The organism is Streptomyces sp. NPDC013157, from assembly GCF_042899865.1.
Taxonomy (GTDB): Bacteria; Actinomycetota; Actinomycetes; order Streptomycetales; family Streptomycetaceae; genus Streptomyces.
Genome location: NZ_JBIBAK010000010.1, coordinates 160,077 through 175,476, shown reverse-complemented (window position 1 = coordinate 175,476; position 15,400 = coordinate 160,077). Strand labels below are relative to the sequence as shown.

The window sequence follows — 15,400 nt, the reverse complement described above, 5'->3', positions numbered from 1 at the left end:
GGCTAGGCGGTGGCCCTGTCCGCGTACATCTTCGCGATCACCGCCTCGATGTCCGGCTCCCGGACCGACAGGTCGGCCAGCGGGTACTCGGCCGCGATCCTCGCCACCAGCGGCGCCGCCGACTCCGACGCCGGGAACGCCAGCCACTGCCTCGGCCCCTCCACCTTCACCACCCGAGCCGCCGGGCCGGCGTCGATCGGCGGAAGCTCCCGCTCCAGGTCGACCACGAGGGTGCGCTCGCTCTCCCCGGCCTCGTGCAGGCCGGCGAGCGGACCGTCGTACATCAGCCGCCCGTGGTCGATGACCATCACGCGGGAGCACAACTGCTCGATGTCCTGGAGGTCGTGGGTGGTGAGCAGGACCGTGGTGCCGCGCTCGGTGTTCAGTTCGCGGAGGAAGTCGCGGACCCTGGCCTTCGAGATCACGTCCAGGCCGATCGTCGGCTCGTCGAGATAGAGGACGTCGGGGTCGTGCAGGAGTGCGGCCACGATGTCGCCGCGCATCCGCTGGCCGAGGGAGAGTTGCCGTACCGGGACGTCCAGGAGGGTGTCCAGGGAGAGGAGTTCGACCAGGCGGTCCAGGTTCTCGCGGTAACGGGCGTCCGGGATGCGGTACATGCGGTGCATCAGGCGGTAGGAGTCGATGAGGGGGAGGTCCCACCACAGGGTCGTCCGCTGCCCGAAGACCACGCCGATGCGGTGGGCCAGGCGGGTGCGCTCGCGGGACGGGTCGATGCCGGCCACCCGGAGCCGGCCGCCGCTCGGGGTGAGGATGCCCGTCAGCATCTTGATCGTGGTCGACTTCCCGGCGCCGTTCGGGCCGATGTAGCCGACCATCTCGCCCCGCGCCACCGTGAAGGAGAGCGAGTCGACCGCCCGCACCTGCCGGCGTTCCCGTTTCAGGAAGCCGGTCTTCTTCCGGACCTCGAAGACCTTCTCCACCCCGGCGACCTCGATGAACACCTCGGCGGCCTCGGCCACCCCGGCGATCTCGCTGAACACGTCCGACATCGGATCAACTCCCCGTGCTTCGATACGACCTGAGGCCCACCCGCCACGCCGCGCCCGCCAGTACGCAGCACCCCAGCGCGACCAGCGGTGTCGACCACGCCGTCCACGCCGGCAGCGGCAGCGGATACGGCCGCCCCAGCACGTACGCGGCCGGCACCCAGTTGACGAAGGCCAGCGGCAGCATGAACGTCACCCCGCGCACGAAGTCCTTCCCGAACACCGTCGGCGGGTACTGGAGCAGCGTCGTACCGCCGTACGTGAACGCGTTCTGCACCTCCGCCGCGTCCTGCGCCAGGAACTGGAAGGCCGCGCCCGCCACGAACAGCGCGCAGAAGATCGCCGCGCCGCCGGCCAGTATCAGCGGGACCAGCAGCACCTTCGCCGGCGTCCACGCGACGTCCACGGAGACCAGCGCCCAGCCCAGCACCACCGCGCCCTGGGTGATCCGGCCCAGGCGGCGCAGCGCGAAACGGTCGGCGCCGATCTGCGCGAGCACCGGCGCCGGCCGGACCAGCAGGGTGTCGAAGGAGCCGTCGCGGATCCGGGCGCCCAGCACGTCCATCGAGCCCAGCACCAGGTCGGCGACGCCGAACGCGGTCGCCGACAGCCCGTACAGGAGACAGATCTCGGGAAGCGACCAGCCGCCGAGCGAGTGGACCCGCGTGAACATCAGCAGGATCGTGGCGAAGTCCAGCCCGGTCACCAGCAGGTTCCCGGCCATCGTCAGGGCGAAGGAGGTGCGGTAGATCATCATGGAGCGGATCCACATCCCGGCGATCAGCCGGTACGCCCGCAGCCCCTCCCGGGTCCGCTCCCCAGCCCCGCGCCAACCGCGCCCCCCGTCCAGGGCACGCTCACCCACCCTGCACCACCACCCGTCGCGTCGCCGCCGACTGCAGCAGGCGCCCCGCCGCCAGCAGCACCACCGCCCACCCGGCCTGGAAGGCGAGCGCCCCCGCCACCCCGGTCTCGCCCATCAGCACGTCCGCGGGCATCTGGATCTGCGCCGCCCAGGGCAGGACGCGCACCACCTCGCCCAGGGCGCCCGGGAAGACGTTCAGCGGCAGGGTCATGCCCGAGAAGAAGATCCCCGCGATCATCATCACCTGGTTGGCGCCCATGCCGTCCATCAGCCAGAACGCGCTCAGCGCGACCAGGTAGCGGATACCGAAGCTGACGAGCATCGCGAGGAACAGCGCGACCAGGAAGGCGGCCCAGGTGCCGGCGTCCGCGGGCAGCGCCATCGGGAAGAACACCGCGCCGACCAGGAAGGGGATCACGCCCCGTCCCAGCATCTGGAACAGCGAGCGGCCCAAATCGGTCGCCAGCCACCATATTTGAAGATCGGCCGGACGGTACAGGTCGATCGCGATCGCGCCCGTACGGATACGCTCCATCAGGTCTTTTTCCACGCCCCCGCCCTGGATCGCGAGCGTCGCGTACAGGCACTGCCCGAGCCACACATAGGTCACCGCCTGTGCCTGGTCATAGCCTCCGAGGTGCGGTTTCTCGTCCCACAGCGCCAAGTACGTGTAGACGAGGATGATCCCGAAGGCCGTGTTCGTGAACACCCCGGCGGCGGTGGCCGCCCGATACGTCGCGTACCGTCGGAAACCCCCCGCAGCGACGGCCGTGTACAACCGTCCCGCGCCCACGCCAACCGACCTCCCGGACCGCCCGACACCGAAGCGCAGGAGCCTACTGCGCCGACGACACCGCAGGCCACGCAATTTCCGTGACCGAAGCGTGCCGGAATCCGGGAACGGAACGCGCGGTGCGAGAGTCTTCAACAGGGGGCGCAGAAGCGTACGAGGTCGTACGGGAACGAATGTACGACGCGAAACAGGAGTCCGTGCACGACATGAGCGACGAGCCGCAGCCGCAACAGCCGAACCAGGGCGGCGGAGGCCCGACGGAGCCGCCGGCTGCGGCCGAGGGGAAGAAGATCCCGGCGCAGCCGACGGCCGGGACGAAGCAGCCGGAGCCGCCCGCGGCGGCCGAGAAGACGACGACGGAGGCACCCGGCACGCAGCCGACGGGCACGGCGTCGCCCGGCACGCAGCCGACGGGCACACAGCCGTCCGGCACGCAGTCGCCCGGCACGGCGTCGCCCGGCACGCAGCCGTCCGGCACGGCGTCGCCCGGCACGGACCCGTCGGGCAGGAAGCCGTCCGGCGCGCAGTCGCCCGGCACGGACCCGTCCGGCGCGGAGTCGTCCGCGGCGGACGGGACGGCGAAGGCGGAGCGGCGGGTGGCGGCCGAGGACACGCAGACGCGGCAGCTCGCCGCGGTCAGGGTGCCGACGGCACGACCGCCGGCGGCGGCCGGGGACCGGCAGAACCCGCAGGTCCGGCAGAACCCGCACGGCCGGCAGAACCCGCAAGGCGGGCAGGACGGGCAGGACGGGCAGGACACGCAGACGCGGCAGCTCACGGCGGTCAGGCCGCCGAAGGCGCCGGCACCCGCCGCGGTCACGCCTGCCGCCGCGGTCACGCCGGCCGGGGCGGTACCGCCGGGCGGGGCGGTACCGCCGGGCGCCGAGCCGCCCGCGGCCGACGCGCAGACGACGGGGGGCGGGAAGAAGATGAAGCGGCCCAAGCGGACCGGTTGGCGGCGGATCATCCCCACCTGGCGGATGCTGCTCGGCACCTTCGTGCTCGGGGTACTGCTGCTGATCGGCCTGTTCTTCCTCGGCTACTCGATGGTGAAGATCCCGGCGGCCAACACGTTCGCCACCAAGCAGTCCAACGTGTACCTGTACGCCGACGGCTCCCAGCTCGCCCGCGACGGCGAGGTCAACCGGGAGAACGTGGACCTCTCCCAGGTCTCCGTGGACGCCCAGCACGCCGTGCTCGCCGCCGAGGACCGCGACTTCTACACCGAGTCCGCCGTCGACCCCAAGGCGATGCTGCGCGCCGCGTGGAACACCGCGACCGGCAAGGGCACCCAGTCCGGCTCCACGATCACCCAGCAGTACGTGAAGAACTACTACCTCGCCCAGGAGCAGACCGTCACCCGCAAGGTGAAGGAGTTCTTCATCTCGGTCAAGCTGGACCGCACCGACTCCAAGGACCAGATCCTGGAGGGCTACCTCAACACCAGCTACTTCGGCCGCAACGCCTACGGCATCCAGGCCGCCGCCCAGGCCTACTACGGCAAGGACGCCATCGACCTCGACCCGGCCCGCGCCGCCTACCTCGCCGCGCTCGTGAACGCGCCGAGCGAGTACGACGTCGTCGCCCACCCCGAGAACAAGGCGGCCGCGGTCGCCCGCTGGAACTACGTCCTCGACGGCATGGTCAAGAAGGGCTGGCTCAGCGAGTCCAAGAGGGCCACCATGAAGTTCCCGATGCCCAAGGAGCAGACCGTCTCCACCGGTATGTCGGGACAGCGCGGCTACATCGTCAACGCGGTCAACGACTACCTGATCAAGAACAAGATCGTCGACTCGGACTCCCTGGAGGCCGGCGGCTACCGCATCACCACCACCCTGCAGAAGAGCCGGCAGAACGCCTTCGTCAAGGCGGTCGACGACAAGCTGATGTCGAAGCTGAGCAAGAACAACAAGGTGGACAACTACGTGCGGGCCGGCGGCGCCTCCGTCGACCCGAAGACCGGCAAGGTCGTCGCCATGTACGGCGGCATCGACTACGTGAAGCAGTACACCAACGGCGCGACCCGCGGTGACTTCCAGGTCGGCTCCACCTTCAAGCCGTTCGTCTTCGCCTCCGCCGTCGACAACGGCTCCACCACCCAGTCCGGGCAGACCATCACCCCGAACACCTACTACGACGGCACCAACAAGCGCACCGTCCAGGGCTGGCCCGGCGGCGCCTACGCACCGGAGAACGAGGACGAGAAGTCGTACGGCCAGATCACCGTCCGCAAGGCCACCGACCTCTCCGTGAACTCGGTGTACGCGCAGATGGCCGTCGACGTCGGCCCGTCCAAGGTCAAGCAGACCGCCGTCGGCCTGGGCATCCCCGCCGACACCAAGGACCTCCAGCCGTACCCGTCGATCGCCCTCGGCACCGCCACCGCCAGCGTCCTCGACATGGCGGAGGCCTACGCCACGCTCGCCAACCACGGCAAGCACGGCACGTACACCATGGTCGAGAAGATCACCAGGGACGGCACGGAGGACATCAGGCTGCCGGAGTCCAAGACCACCCAGGCCGTCAGCCGGCAGGCCGCCGACACCACCACCTCCGTCCTGCAGAGCGTGGTCGACAACGGCACCGCCACCGCCGCCCAGGCCGCGGGCCGCCCGGCGGCCGGCAAGACCGGCACCGCCGAGGAGGACACCGCCGCCTGGTTCGCGGGCTACACCCCCGACCTCTCCACCGTCGTCTCCGTGATGGGCCAGGACCCGGTCACGGCCGCCCACAAGTCGCTCTACGGCGCGCTCGGCCTGGAGCGCATCAACGGCGGCGGGGCCCCGACCGAGATCTGGGCGCAGTACACCAAGGACGCCCTGAAGGGCACCACGGCGTCCGACTTCGACCTGGACCTCCAGGCCGGCGCCGAGACCGTGGCCCCGCCCACCCAGAGCACGGCCACCCCGGGCACCGGCGGCCAGGACAACGGCGGCACCACCGGCGGGAACCAGGACAACGGCGGCACCACCGACGGCGGCCAGGACAACGGCGGCACCACCGGCACCACTACCGCCGGCACCACGGACGGCGGCACGACGGACGGTTCCACCACCGCCGGCACCACCACGTCCGGTACGACGACCGCCGGCACCGACTCCGGTACGACGACGGCGGGCACCGACTCCGGCACCTCCACCGGGACCACGACCGCCGGCACCAGTACCGGGACGACGGCGGGCACCGACACCGGCACCAGTACCGGCACGACAGCGGGCGACGGGGGCGGAGGAGGGTTCGGGTTCGTCCAATGACCGCTGGTCAATGCCTGCTGGTCAATGACCGCTGGTCGCCTTGAGCCCCACCACGGCGACCAGCAGCAGGCACACGAAGAAGATCCGGGCGGCGGTGGCCGGCTCCCCCAGCCCCACCATCCCGAACACCGCCGCCCCCGCCGCCCCGATCCCCACCCACACGCCGTAGGCGGTACCGATGGGGAGCGTCCGCGCGGCGTGCGACAGCAGCAGCATGCTGGCGACGATCCCGCCGCCGGTGAGCAGACTGGGCAGGGGCCGGGTGAAGCCGTCCGTGTACTTCATCCCCACGGACCACCCGACCTCGAGCAGACCGGCGACGAAAAGCAGAACCCAGGCCATGACGGCACCTCCGAGACGTATCGCTGACGTATCGCTGACAACGGGGGTGCGTCGTCTTTGCCTTCACGGTCCCGGTACGGCGCGTCTCGTCGGGCTGGCTCCTTCGAAGGTAGCAAAGGAATGACAAAGAGGCCTGGTGACCAAAGCCACCAGGCCCCTCCAAGCCTCTGAATCAGAGATACAGGCCGGTCGAGTCCTCCGAGCCCTCGAACCGGTCGGCGGCCACGGCGTGCAGGTCGCGCTCCCGCATCAGCACGTACGCCACCCCCCGCACCTCGACCTCGGCACGGTCCTCCGGGTCGTACAGCACCCGGTCGCCGGGCTCCACCGTGCGCACGTTCTGCCCGACCGCGACCACCTCGGCCCAGGCCAGCCGGCGCCCGACGGCCGCCGTGGCGGGGATCAGGATGCCCCCGCCGGACCGTCGCTCGCCCTCCCCGGTCTCCTGCTTCACCAGGACCCGGTCGTGCAGCATCCGGATGGGCAGCTTGTCGTGCTGGCTGCTCTGCTCGTCTCTCTTGGCGCTCACGCCTGTGAACCTACCTGCCTCTGATCAGCTCTTACGCCGTCGGGTACCGCTGAAGACCAGCAGCCCGACCACGCCCACGGCGACGAGCGCGACCGGCACGACCCGCTCCAGCCGCGGCGCGCCCTCCTCGTCCACGAACTGGGCCTTCACATCGCTCACCACCCGGTTGACCTGGACGTAGGCCCGCCCGAGCGTGTGATCGACGTTGGCCGCGACCTTGGCCTTCGCATCGCCGACGATGGTCTTCGGATGCACCCGCACCCCGATCTCGTCCAGCGTCTCGGCCAGCACCTCGCGGCGGCGCTTGATGTCCGCCTCGATCTGCGCCGGGGTTCTGGTGTCCGACGTCTCCGCCACCGTAGGCCCTCCGAAGTCTGCCGTACTGCCGTACTGCCTGTTCTGGACAGTCTGTCAGCTCTCGCCGCCGCCGCACGGCCAGGACCCCCCGTTACGCTAGACCGATGAGCGAGCGACTCCAGCCCGGGGACGTAGCCCCCGACTTCACCCTCCCCGACGCCGACGGCAACGAGGTGTCCCTCTCCGCCCACAAGGGCCGCAAGGTCATCGTCTACTTCTACCCCGCGGCCCTCACCCCAGGCTGCACGAAGCAGGCGTGCGACTTCACGGACAACCTCTCCCTCCTCGCCGACGCCGGCTACGACGTCCTCGGCATCTCCCCCGACGCCCCGGAGAAACTCGGCAAGTTCCGCGAGAAGGAGAACCTCAAGGTCACCCTCCTCGCCGACCCCGACAAGAAGGTCCTCGACGCGTACGGCGCCTTCGGCGAGAAGATGAACTACGGCAGGACCTACCTGGGCGTCATCCGCTCCACGATCATCGTGGACGAGCAGGGCAAGGTGGAGAAGGCCCTCTACAACGTCCGCGCCACCGGCCACGTGGCCAAGATCATCAAGGATCTGGGCATCTGACCCTGCTGCCCGGCCGCTAGCATGGCCGGGCAGCATCTTCGGGCGGCCGTGGTGGAATTGGCAGTCACGCTGGGTTTAGGTCCCAGTGGGGTAACTCCCGTGAGGGTTCGAGTCCCTCCGGCCGCACCAGCTCGTCACTCGCCGATCAGCTCCCGCACCACCGGCACCAGCGCCCGGAACGCCTTCCCCCGATGGCTGATCGCGTTCTTCTCGGCGGGGGTCAGTTCCGCGCAGGTCCGCGTCTCCCCCTCCGGCTGGAGGATCGGGTCGTAGCCGAAGCCGTTTGTGCCAGTGGGGGTGTGGCGCAGGACGCCCCGGAGCTGGCCCTCGACCACCCGCTCGCGCCCGTCGGGCAGCGCGAGGGCCGCCGCGCAGGCGAAGTGGGCGCCCCGGTGCTCCTCGGCGATGTCCGCGAGCTGGGCGAGCAGCAAGTCGAGGTTGGCCTTGTCGTCTCCGTGGCGGCCGGCCCAGCGGGCGGAGAAGATGCCGGGGGCGCCGTTCAGGACGTCGACGCAGAGGCCGGAGTCGTCGGCGACGGCGGGGAGGCCGGTGGCCTGGGCGAGGGCGTGGGCCTTCAGCAACGCGTTCTCGGCGAAGGTGACGCCTGTTTCCTTGACGTCGGGGATCTCGGGGTACGCGTCCGCGCCCACCAGTTCGTGGGGCAGTCCCGCCTCCGCGAGGATCGAGTGCAGCTCGGTGATCTTTCCGGCGTTGCGGGTGGCGAGGATCAGGCGGGTCGTCATGCCCAGCAGTATCGCAAGGGCCGGGGCGGCGCCTTACGGCGTGCAGACCTTGGTCAGTTCACCGGCCGCGTCGGTGACCGGGGTGACGTCGGGGGTGGAGTCGCCGTTCCTGACGGCCGTGCGGACGTTGTCGACGGCCTGCTGGAGGTGGTCGACCGCCTTGTTGACGTCGGCGTCGTCGGTCTTGTCGCCGATCTTCCTGAGGTTCTGCTGGATGGAGTCGAGGGAGGGCTCGGTGCGGGTGGGGTCGTTCGCGGCGTTCTCCACGGCCTGTTGGAGGGCGGTGACGCTGTCGGCGATGGAGTCGGCGGTGCGGACGCAGTCCAGTGCCGTGTTGACGGAGTCGCAGCCGGTGAGGAGGGCGGCGGTGAGCGCGGCGGTCGCGGCTGCGGCGGCGATGGTGGTGACGCGACGGCGTCCTCGGCGTCGGCTGGCGGCCATGGTGGTGTCCCTCCCCGTGGTACGGCTGGCCGGGCGCACGGTTGTACGTGCCGTGCGCCCGTATTGATAGGGACGCGGGGTCGGCCGCCGGGGTTGCCCCGTCGTACCTCGGGTTTTTCCCTTCCCTTTACTTCGACCGCTACTTCTCCCGCTCCTACTGCCGCTACTTCTTGAGTGCCTCGTCGAGTGCTGCCTGCTGGATCGTGGCCAGGTCGGTGCAGCCGGCGACGGCGAGGTCGAGGAGGGCGTTGAGTTCGTCGCGGGCGAAGGGTTCGGCCTCGGCGGTGCCCTGGACCTCGACGAAGCGGCCGTCGCCGGTGCAGACGACGTTCATGTCGGTCTCGGCCTTGACGTCTTCCTCGTAGCAGAGGTCGAGGAGGGGGACGCCGCCGACGATGCCGACGGAGACGGCGGAGACGGTGCCGGTGAGGGGCTGGCGGCCGGCCTTGATCAGCTTGCGTTCCTTCGCCCAGGTGATGGCGTCGGCGAGGGCGACGTAGGAGCCGGTGATGGCCGCGGTGCGGGTGCCGCCGTCGGCCTGGAGGACGTCGCAGTCGAGGACGACGGTGTTCTCGCCGAGGGCCTTGTAGTCGATGACGGCGCGCAGGGAGCGGCCGATGAGGCGGGAGATCTCGTGAGTGCGGCCGCCGATCCTGCCCTTGACGGACTCGCGGTCGCCGCGGGTGTTGGTGGCGCGGGGGAGCATGGCGTACTCCGCGGTGACCCAGCCCTCGCCGCTGCCCTTGCGCCAGCGGGGGACACCTTCGGTGACGGAGGCGGTGCAGAAGACCTTGGTGTCGCCGAAGGAGACGAGGACGGAGCCCTCGGCGTGCTTGCTCCAGCCGCGTTCGATGGTGATCGGGCGGAGTTGTTCGGGGGTTCGGCCGTCGATTCGAGACATGGCGACGAGCCTAGTCGTCTGCGCGGAAGGGCTCCCTCCCGCAGCGGGAGAGTGAGCCGGAGCGAGCCAGTTGTCGTCAACCCGACGCCCTGACCAGGGGGTTTCTGGACTGCTGAACATGACAACTGTCGTCAGATTTGCATCGCTCTTGGCATCTACCGCGCTTATTGCAAGCAAAGGCGGGCAAGGTCAGGACTGCGCGGTCCGGAACGCGAGATACCGGCTGAAGGCTTCGTGGCTGTCGGGGGTGAAGCGCCACTCCAGCAGGGCCGACCGCAGCTCCGGCTCCGTCAGCCAGTCAACGGGTCTGAACCCGGCTGGCGTCGAGGACACAAGACCTCCCGGAGCGCTGCTCCGGGAGGCTGTCTGAGCCAGGAATTCCCTTCCCCTTCAGGGAGGGAAGCGGTCAAATCATGTCTTCGATCTCGGCGGCGATCGGGTCGGCATCGGTGCCGATGACGACCTGGATGGCGGTGCCCATCTTGACGACCCCGTGGGCGCCGGCGGCCTTCAGCGCGGCTTCGTCGACCTTTGCGGGGTCGATCACCTCGGTGCGCAGGCGGGTGATGCAGCCCTCGATCTCCTCGATGTTGTCGAGTCCGCCGAGCCCGGCGACGATCTTCTCTGCCTTGGTGGCCATGTCATTTCTCCCTGATCCGAACCGCTTTGTCGCAGTAACCCACAGTTGGCCCATCTTTGCGAGCGGTCGTACCGCGCGTGCCGAATGATGGCGAGCAGCGCGGCGGAACCGTCTGTCGACTGGTCTACACCAGCTGGTGGGCGGTCGACAAACCCCGGAGGAGACGCCCGTGAGTGCCGAGAGCGCCGACAGTACGGTCGGTCCCGCGCGGGAACGGTGGCACGCCCTCTTCCAGGGGCTGCAGAAGATGGGCCGCAGTCTTCAGCTGCCGATCGCGGTGCTGCCGGCGGCGGGGATCCTGAACCGGCTGGGCCAGCCGGACGTGTTCGGTGAGCAGGGGCTGGGCTGGACGGCGGTCTCCAAGGTGATGAAGGGGGCGGGCGGGGCACTGCTCGACGGTTCGGTCGGGTTGCCGTTGCTGTTCTGCGTCGGGGTCGCGATCGGGATGGCGAGGAAGGCCGACGGTTCGACGGCGCTGGCGGCGGTGGCGGGCTTTCTCGTCTATTACGGGGTGCTGCACCAGTTCCCGGAGGACTGTCCCGGCGGGTCGAGGACGTTGCCGGGGATCGGGTGCCAGGTGCGCGACGGGTCGGTGTCGGCGTTCACGTTCCAGAATCCGGGGGTGTTCGGCGGGATCGCGCTGGGGCTGCTGACGGCGTTCTTCTGGGTGCGGTACCACCGGACGAGGCTGGTGGACTGGCTGGGGTTCTTCAACGGGCGGCGGCTGGTCCCGATCATCATGTCGTTCGTGGCCATCGCGTTCGCCGCGTTGTGCCTGTGGGTCTGGCCGCCGGTCGGTGGCGGCCTGGAGAGTTTCAGTCACTGGCTGCGGGACGCGGGGTCGTGGGGTGCGGGGGTGTTCGGGCTTGCGAACCGGGCGTTGCTGGTGGTGGGGCTGCACCAGTTCCTGAACGTGCCCATCTGGTTCCAGTTCGGCAGTTACACCACGCCCGAGGGGCAGACGGTGCACGGCGACATCAACATGTTCCTGGCGGGTGATCCGAGCGCGGGTCAGTTCACGTCGGGGTTCTTCCCGGTCATGATGTTCGCGCTGCCGGCCGCCGCGCTCGCCATGACGCACTGTGCGCGGCCGCACCGGCGCAAGGAGATCGGCGGTCTGATGCTGTCGGTGGCGCTGACGTCGTTCGTGACGGGCATCACCGAGCCGCTCGAGTACTCGTTCATGTTCGTCGCGCCGTTGCTGTACGGGGCGCACGCGGTGCTGACGGGGGTGTCGATGGCGGTGACGTGGGGGCTGGGGGTGCACGACGGGTTCAGTTTCTCGGCGGGGCTCATCGACTACGTCATCAACTGGAAGCTGGCGACGCGGCCCTGGGCGATCGTTCCGATCGGGCTGTGCTTCGCGGCGGTCTACTACGTGATCTTCCGGTTCGCCATCACGCGGTTCGACCTGAAGACCCCGGGCAGGGAAGCGGAGGACGAGGTGGAGGACGTCACCGAGGCCTGAGCAGCCGGTGGCCGAATGACATACACCGCGTAGTGCTCCGGTTGCGGAATTGACGGGTTCCTTATATCGCCCCCATCGTGTACAACAGGTCTACACCACTGAGTGGTGTAGACCACCACCGATGGAGGAAGTATGACAACCGCCACCGCGACGGCGGCCCCCACGAAGAAGTGGGGATCCGGTCTTTTCCAGGGCCTGCAGAAGATCGGCCGCAGCCTTCAGCTCCCCATCGCCGTGCTGCCGGCGGCGGGCCTGCTGCTCCGCTTCGGCCAGCAGGACATCCACGACAAGCTGCACCTGCCGGACAAGGTCACGGCGGTGTTCGCCACTGCGGGTGGCGCGATTTTCGACAACCTCCCGCTGCTGTTCTGCGTCGGTGTCGCGATCGGCTTCGCCAAGAAGTCGGACGGCTCCACCGCACTGGCCGCCCTGGTCGGCTTCCTTGTCTACAAGAACGTGCTCACCGCGTTCCCCGTCACCGACGCGAAGGTCCAGGCGGGCGCCGACATCGCCGCGACCTACAACAACCCCGGTGTGCTCGGCGGCCTGGTGATGGGCCTGCTCGGCGCGGTGGTCTGGCAGCGCTTCCACCGGACCAAGCTGGTGGACTGGCTCGGCTTCTTCAACGGCCGCCGGCTCGTTCCGATCATCATGGCCTTCGTCGGCACGATCATGGGTGTCTTCTTCGGCCTGGTCTGGAAGCCCATCGGTGACGGCATCTCCGACTTCGGCAAGTGGATCACCGGTCTCGGCGCCTTCGGTGCCGGTCTGTTCGGTCTGATCAACCGTGCGCTGATCCCGGTCGGCATGCACCAGTTCGTGAACACGGTCTCCTGGTTCCAGATCGGCGACTACAAGACCGCGTCCGGCACGATCGTCCACGGTGACCTCACCCGCTTCTTCGCCGGTGACCCGACGGCCGGTCAGTTCATGTCCGGCTTCTTCCCCATCATGATGTTCGGCCTCCCGGCCGCCGCCCTCGCCATCGCGCACACCGCCCGCCCGGAGCGCCGCGCCGCCGTGATGGGCATGATGCTGTCGATGGCGCTGACCTCCTTCGTGACCGGTGTGACCGAGCCGATCGAGTTCACGTTCATGTTCATCGCGCCGCTGCTGTACGCGATCCACGCGGTGCTCACCGCCCTGTCCATGGCGATCACCTGGGCACTCGGGGTGCACGCGGGCTTCACCTTCTCCGCGGGTGTCATCGACTACATACTCAACTGGAACCTGGCGACCAAGCCCTGGCTGATCATCCCGATCGGCCTGGTGTTCGCGGCGATCTACTACTTCGTCTTCCGCTTCGCCATCATCCGCTTCAACCTCCCCACCCCGGGCCGCGAGCCCGAGGAGGAGATCGAGGACCTCACGAAGGCGTGAGCCCCCTCCACGGTGTGGCGAAGGCCCCCGCAGCCCGGCGGCTGCGGGGGCCTTCTCGTCGTACGGCCCTGAACGCCGTACGCGCGTCAGATCTCGTACGTCGCCCTCGGCGCCGCGAGTTCCACCGGGTTGTCGAAGACCTCGCGGGCGTCGGCGAGGTTGACGGCGGGGTCGGTCCACGGCGGGATGTGGGTGAGAACCAGGCGGCGGGCGCCGGCGCGGGCGGCGGTCTCACCGGCCTCGCGGCCGTTGAGGTGCAGGTCCGGGATGTTCTCCTTGCCGTGCGTGAAGGCGGCCTCGCACAGGAACAGGTCGGTGTCCCGGGCCAGGTCCTCCAGCACCGGGGTGAGGCCGGTGTCGCCGGAGTACGTCAGGGACTTCCCGGCGTGCTCGACGCGGATGCCGTACGCCTCCACGGGGTGGCGGACCCGCTCGGTGTGGACCGTGAAGGGCCCGACGTCGAACGTGGACGGCTTGACCGTGTGGAAGTCGAACACCTCGCTCATCGAGGAGGCGGTGGGGGTGTCGGCGTAGGCGGTGGTGAGCCGGTGCTCGGTGCCCTCGGGGCCGTAGACCGGGATCGGTGGGCACGGACCGCCGTCGTGACGGTAGTAGCGCGCCACGAAGTAGGCGCACATGTCGATGCAGTGGTCGGCGTGCAGATGGCTCAGGAAGATCGCGTCGAGGTCGTAGAGACCGCAGTGACGCTGCAACTCGCCCAGGGCGCCGTTGCCCATGTCGAGGAGCAGCCGGAAGCCGTCGGCCTCTACGAGGTAGCTCGAACAGGCCGATTCCGCGGACGGGAACGACCCCGAGCAGCCGACGACGGTGAGCTTCATGAAGCAGAAACCTCCGTTGGCGGAAACCCAGATGCGCTGGGAACTGGAGTCGGGAAAAAGGGCATGACGGGGGTCGTGCGGTTTGTCGAGCGTAAGGCGCAAAAGAGCCGGTCGCTCCTCCGCCAGGGGCCGTTGTGGGCGAACTCACCTGTGGTGTCACCGGTTCGGCTGGACCGGGGGCGCATAAGGATCGCGCAAGGGCGCGCATCGATTATCTCGCGCCGGTAACGTCGTCGTATGGACACGTCATGGTGGCTCGCACTCGCGGCAGTCGTCCTGCTGGCGCTGGTCGCCACGCTCGTCGACGGCTGGGGCAGAGGCCACCGGCCGCGCGGACACCGCACCCGCCCCCCGGGGCATCCGCGCGACACGCGCACGCAGACCGGACGGCCCCGTCCGGGGGACATCTGGTGGGCCAACGTGCCCTACGAGGACGGTCCCGGCACCAAGGACCGTCCGTGCCTGGTGCTGGCCGTGCACGGCAACCGGGCGACGATCGCGAAGATCACCAGCAAGTACCACGACGAGCGCGCCGGGGTGATCCCGCTGCCGCCGGGCTCGGTCGGGGACGCCCAGGGCCGGCCGAGCTTCCTGGAGACGGACGAGCTGCGCGAGATCGCGGTGTGGGAGTTCCGGCGCCGGGTGGGCGTGGTCGACCCGGTGCTGTGGGACCAGGTGCGGCACCTCGCCTAGGGCGGGCTCAGCTCACCCGCACGGTGACCCTCCACTCCTCGATCCCCTTGCAGGAGACCCCGCCGGGCGCGGTGGGCTGGGCGCACAGGGGGCGGGTGGAGGAGAGGGTGACGGTCCCGGCGGCCATCGCCCGGTAGGCGGATCCGGCGTCGCCGCCGCGGAGCATGATCCCGTAGTTGGTCTCCTGGAGGGCGGCCGTGTCCCCGGCCTCGGCGATCTTCTTCCAGGGGCGCTGCTCGGAGCCGGTCAGGGTGACCCGCAAGGTGCCGTCGTGGGCCAGGCAGAAGGTACGGCCGCTGTCGGCGGCGGTGAGTTCGGAGGTCAGGGGCGTGCAGCCGGCGGATGAGCCGCCGGCGGAGGGGCTCGGTGTCGAGGTGGGGGTCGGCGTCGGTTTCGGGGACACCGCGCCGCTGCCCTTGTCGTCGCCCCCGCTCTGCGAGCCGCAGGCCGCCAGCAGGAGCAGGCTCGCCGCGGCGAGCGACGTGCGGTGGAACGTCGTACGGCGCATGGGGTGTCCGCCTTTCCGTCGGGGAACGGACCCTTGGTGCCGATATGACGTATCTCCCGGTCATACGG

General features: G+C 69.6%; 18 protein-coding genes, 1 tRNA gene and 1 riboswitch. Of the genes, 6 read left to right on the top strand and 13 right to left on the bottom strand.

The genetic code is table 11. The annotated features are described in order from the left end of the window. Positions 1-2: 2 nt before the first annotated feature. From ACFY6U_RS28310 to ACFY6U_RS28300, 3 genes are all read right to left on the bottom strand, one after another. Entirely contained in the window at positions 3-1,010 is a 1,008-nt protein-coding gene (locus tag ACFY6U_RS28310; protein WP_390042659.1) for an ATP-binding cassette domain-containing protein, read from the bottom strand. Positions 1,011-1,014: 4 nt separating this feature from the next. After that, positions 1,015-1,779 (bottom strand): ABC transporter permease, encoded by a 765-nt coding sequence (locus ACFY6U_RS28305; protein WP_390042969.1) that lies wholly within the window; start codon positions 1,777-1,779, stop codon positions 1,015-1,017. 85 nt (positions 1,780-1,864) lie between these two features. Then, on the bottom strand, positions 1,865-2,650 hold the full coding sequence (locus ACFY6U_RS28300; protein ID WP_390042967.1) for an ABC transporter permease: 786 nt from the start codon (positions 2,648-2,650) through the stop codon (positions 1,865-1,867). 944 nt (positions 2,651-3,594) lie between these two features. On the opposite strand from ACFY6U_RS28300, the gene ACFY6U_RS28295 reads away from it, so the two are divergent. Next, positions 3,595-5,919, top strand: coding sequence for a transglycosylase domain-containing protein (locus tag ACFY6U_RS28295; protein ID WP_390042966.1), 2,325 nt, complete (start codon positions 3,595-3,597; stop codon positions 5,917-5,919). Between the two features lie 21 nt (positions 5,920-5,940). On the opposite strand, the gene ACFY6U_RS28290 is transcribed toward ACFY6U_RS28295, so the two are convergent. The 3 genes from ACFY6U_RS28290 to ACFY6U_RS28280 form a co-directional block, all read right to left on the bottom strand. Continuing rightward, positions 5,941-6,261, bottom strand: coding sequence for a DMT family transporter (locus tag ACFY6U_RS28290; protein WP_390042657.1), 321 nt, complete (start codon positions 6,259-6,261; stop codon positions 5,941-5,943). Positions 6,262-6,306: 45 nt separating this feature from the next. Continuing rightward, positions 6,307-6,380, bottom strand: a riboswitch (guanidine-III (ykkC-III) riboswitch). Positions 6,381-6,433: 53 nt separating this feature from the next. Beyond that, positions 6,434-6,790 carry a co-chaperone GroES gene (locus ACFY6U_RS28285; RefSeq protein ID WP_093502483.1) on the bottom strand — a complete coding sequence of 119 codons (357 nt, stop codon included), beginning with the start codon at positions 6,788-6,790 and terminating at the stop codon, positions 6,434-6,436. 24 nt (positions 6,791-6,814) lie between these two features. Next, the gene (locus tag ACFY6U_RS28280; protein ID WP_351490942.1) at positions 6,815-7,147 is read right to left on the bottom strand and encodes a DUF3618 domain-containing protein; all 333 of its coding nucleotides are present in this window, start codon (positions 7,145-7,147) and stop codon (positions 6,815-6,817) included. 104 nt (positions 7,148-7,251) lie between these two features. On the opposite strand from ACFY6U_RS28280, the gene bcp reads away from it, so the two are divergent. Next, positions 7,252-7,719, top strand: coding sequence for a thioredoxin-dependent thiol peroxidase (gene bcp / locus ACFY6U_RS28275; RefSeq protein ID WP_390042655.1), 468 nt, complete (start codon positions 7,252-7,254; stop codon positions 7,717-7,719). Positions 7,720-7,761: 42 nt separating this feature from the next. Beyond that, a tRNA-Leu gene (locus ACFY6U_RS28270) sits at positions 7,762-7,848 on the top strand. Positions 7,849-7,853: 5 nt separating this feature from the next. Here ACFY6U_RS28270 and rdgB read toward each other — a convergent pair. From rdgB to ACFY6U_RS28245, 5 genes are all read right to left on the bottom strand, one after another. Then, positions 7,854-8,462 carry an RdgB/HAM1 family non-canonical purine NTP pyrophosphatase gene (gene rdgB / locus ACFY6U_RS28265; RefSeq protein WP_390042653.1) on the bottom strand — a complete coding sequence of 203 codons (609 nt, stop codon included), beginning with the start codon at positions 8,460-8,462 and terminating at the stop codon, positions 7,854-7,856. 33 nt (positions 8,463-8,495) lie between these two features. Next, positions 8,496-8,903, bottom strand: a complete 408-nt coding sequence (locus ACFY6U_RS28260) for a hypothetical protein (protein WP_390042652.1) — start codon at positions 8,901-8,903, stop codon at positions 8,496-8,498. Positions 8,904-9,066: 163 nt separating this feature from the next. Then, positions 9,067-9,804, bottom strand: a complete 738-nt coding sequence (gene rph, locus ACFY6U_RS28255; RefSeq protein WP_390042650.1) for a ribonuclease PH — start codon at positions 9,802-9,804, stop codon at positions 9,067-9,069. 189 nt (positions 9,805-9,993) lie between these two features. Further along, positions 9,994-10,137, bottom strand: a complete 144-nt coding sequence (locus ACFY6U_RS28250) for a hypothetical protein (protein WP_390042648.1) — start codon at positions 10,135-10,137, stop codon at positions 9,994-9,996. Positions 10,138-10,210: 73 nt separating this feature from the next. Further along, positions 10,211-10,444: a glucose PTS transporter subunit EIIB gene (locus ACFY6U_RS28245; RefSeq protein ID WP_390042646.1), complete on the bottom strand. Its 234-nt coding sequence runs from the start codon at positions 10,442-10,444 to the stop codon at positions 10,211-10,213. A 247-nt stretch (positions 10,445-10,691) separates the two neighbouring features. Between ACFY6U_RS28245 and ACFY6U_RS28240 the strand changes: the two genes are divergently transcribed. Beyond that, positions 10,692-11,912, top strand: a complete 1,221-nt coding sequence (locus ACFY6U_RS28240) for a PTS transporter subunit EIIC (protein ID WP_390042964.1) — start codon at positions 10,692-10,694, stop codon at positions 11,910-11,912. A gap of 132 nt (positions 11,913-12,044) precedes the next feature. Further along, complete coding sequence (locus ACFY6U_RS28235; RefSeq protein ID WP_390042644.1) at positions 12,045-13,292, top strand: PTS transporter subunit EIIC; 1,248 nt, start codon at positions 12,045-12,047, stop codon at positions 13,290-13,292. 86 nt (positions 13,293-13,378) lie between these two features. Here the strand turns inward: ACFY6U_RS28235 and ACFY6U_RS28230 are convergent, their stop codons facing one another. After that, a complete protein-coding gene (locus ACFY6U_RS28230; protein ID WP_390042642.1) occupies positions 13,379-14,131 on the bottom strand; it encodes an MBL fold metallo-hydrolase in 753 nt (250 codons plus the stop codon). 237 nt (positions 14,132-14,368) lie between these two features. On the opposite strand from ACFY6U_RS28230, the gene ACFY6U_RS28225 reads away from it, so the two are divergent. Further along, positions 14,369-14,824, top strand: a complete 456-nt coding sequence (locus tag ACFY6U_RS28225) for a type II toxin-antitoxin system PemK/MazF family toxin (protein WP_390042640.1) — start codon at positions 14,369-14,371, stop codon at positions 14,822-14,824. A 7-nt stretch (positions 14,825-14,831) separates the two neighbouring features. On the opposite strand, the gene ACFY6U_RS28220 is transcribed toward ACFY6U_RS28225, so the two are convergent. Next, a complete protein-coding gene (locus ACFY6U_RS28220) occupies positions 14,832-15,332 on the bottom strand; it encodes a hypothetical protein (RefSeq protein WP_390042638.1) in 501 nt (166 codons plus the stop codon). Positions 15,333-15,400 lie beyond the last annotated feature (68 nt).

Excerpts from the sequence above, each read along its gene's own strand:
- ACFY6U_RS28310 (WP_390042659.1), bottom strand. The coding sequence starts at position 1,010 with ATGTCGGACGTGTTCAGCGAGATCGCCGGGGTGGCCGAGGCCGCCGAG.
- ACFY6U_RS28305 (WP_390042969.1), bottom strand. The coding sequence starts at position 1,779 with ATGTGGATCCGCTCCATGATGATCTACCGCACCTCCTTCGCCCTGACG.
- ACFY6U_RS28295 (WP_390042966.1), top strand. The coding sequence starts at position 3,595 with ATGAAGCGGCCCAAGCGGACCGGTTGGCGGCGGATCATCCCCACCTGG.
- ACFY6U_RS28290 (WP_390042657.1), bottom strand. The coding sequence starts at position 6,261 with ATGGCCTGGGTTCTGCTTTTCGTCGCCGGTCTGCTCGAGGTCGGGTGG.
- bcp (WP_390042655.1), top strand. The coding sequence starts at position 7,252 with ATGAGCGAGCGACTCCAGCCCGGGGACGTAGCCCCCGACTTCACCCTC.
- rdgB (WP_390042653.1), bottom strand. The coding sequence starts at position 8,462 with ATGACGACCCGCCTGATCCTCGCCACCCGCAACGCCGGAAAGATCACC.
- ACFY6U_RS28260 (WP_390042652.1), bottom strand. The coding sequence starts at position 8,903 with ATGGCCGCCAGCCGACGCCGAGGACGCCGTCGCGTCACCACCATCGCC.
- rph (WP_390042650.1), bottom strand. The coding sequence starts at position 9,804 with ATGTCTCGAATCGACGGCCGAACCCCCGAACAACTCCGCCCGATCACC.
- ACFY6U_RS28245 (WP_390042646.1), bottom strand. The coding sequence starts at position 10,444 with ATGGCCACCAAGGCAGAGAAGATCGTCGCCGGGCTCGGCGGACTCGAC.
- ACFY6U_RS28240 (WP_390042964.1), top strand. The coding sequence starts at position 10,692 with ATGGGCCGCAGTCTTCAGCTGCCGATCGCGGTGCTGCCGGCGGCGGGG.
- ACFY6U_RS28235 (WP_390042644.1), top strand. The coding sequence starts at position 12,045 with ATGACAACCGCCACCGCGACGGCGGCCCCCACGAAGAAGTGGGGATCC.
- ACFY6U_RS28230 (WP_390042642.1), bottom strand. The coding sequence starts at position 14,131 with ATGAAGCTCACCGTCGTCGGCTGCTCGGGGTCGTTCCCGTCCGCGGAA.
- ACFY6U_RS28225 (WP_390042640.1), top strand. The coding sequence starts at position 14,369 with ATGGACACGTCATGGTGGCTCGCACTCGCGGCAGTCGTCCTGCTGGCG.
- ACFY6U_RS28220 (WP_390042638.1), bottom strand. The coding sequence starts at position 15,332 with ATGCGCCGTACGACGTTCCACCGCACGTCGCTCGCCGCGGCGAGCCTG.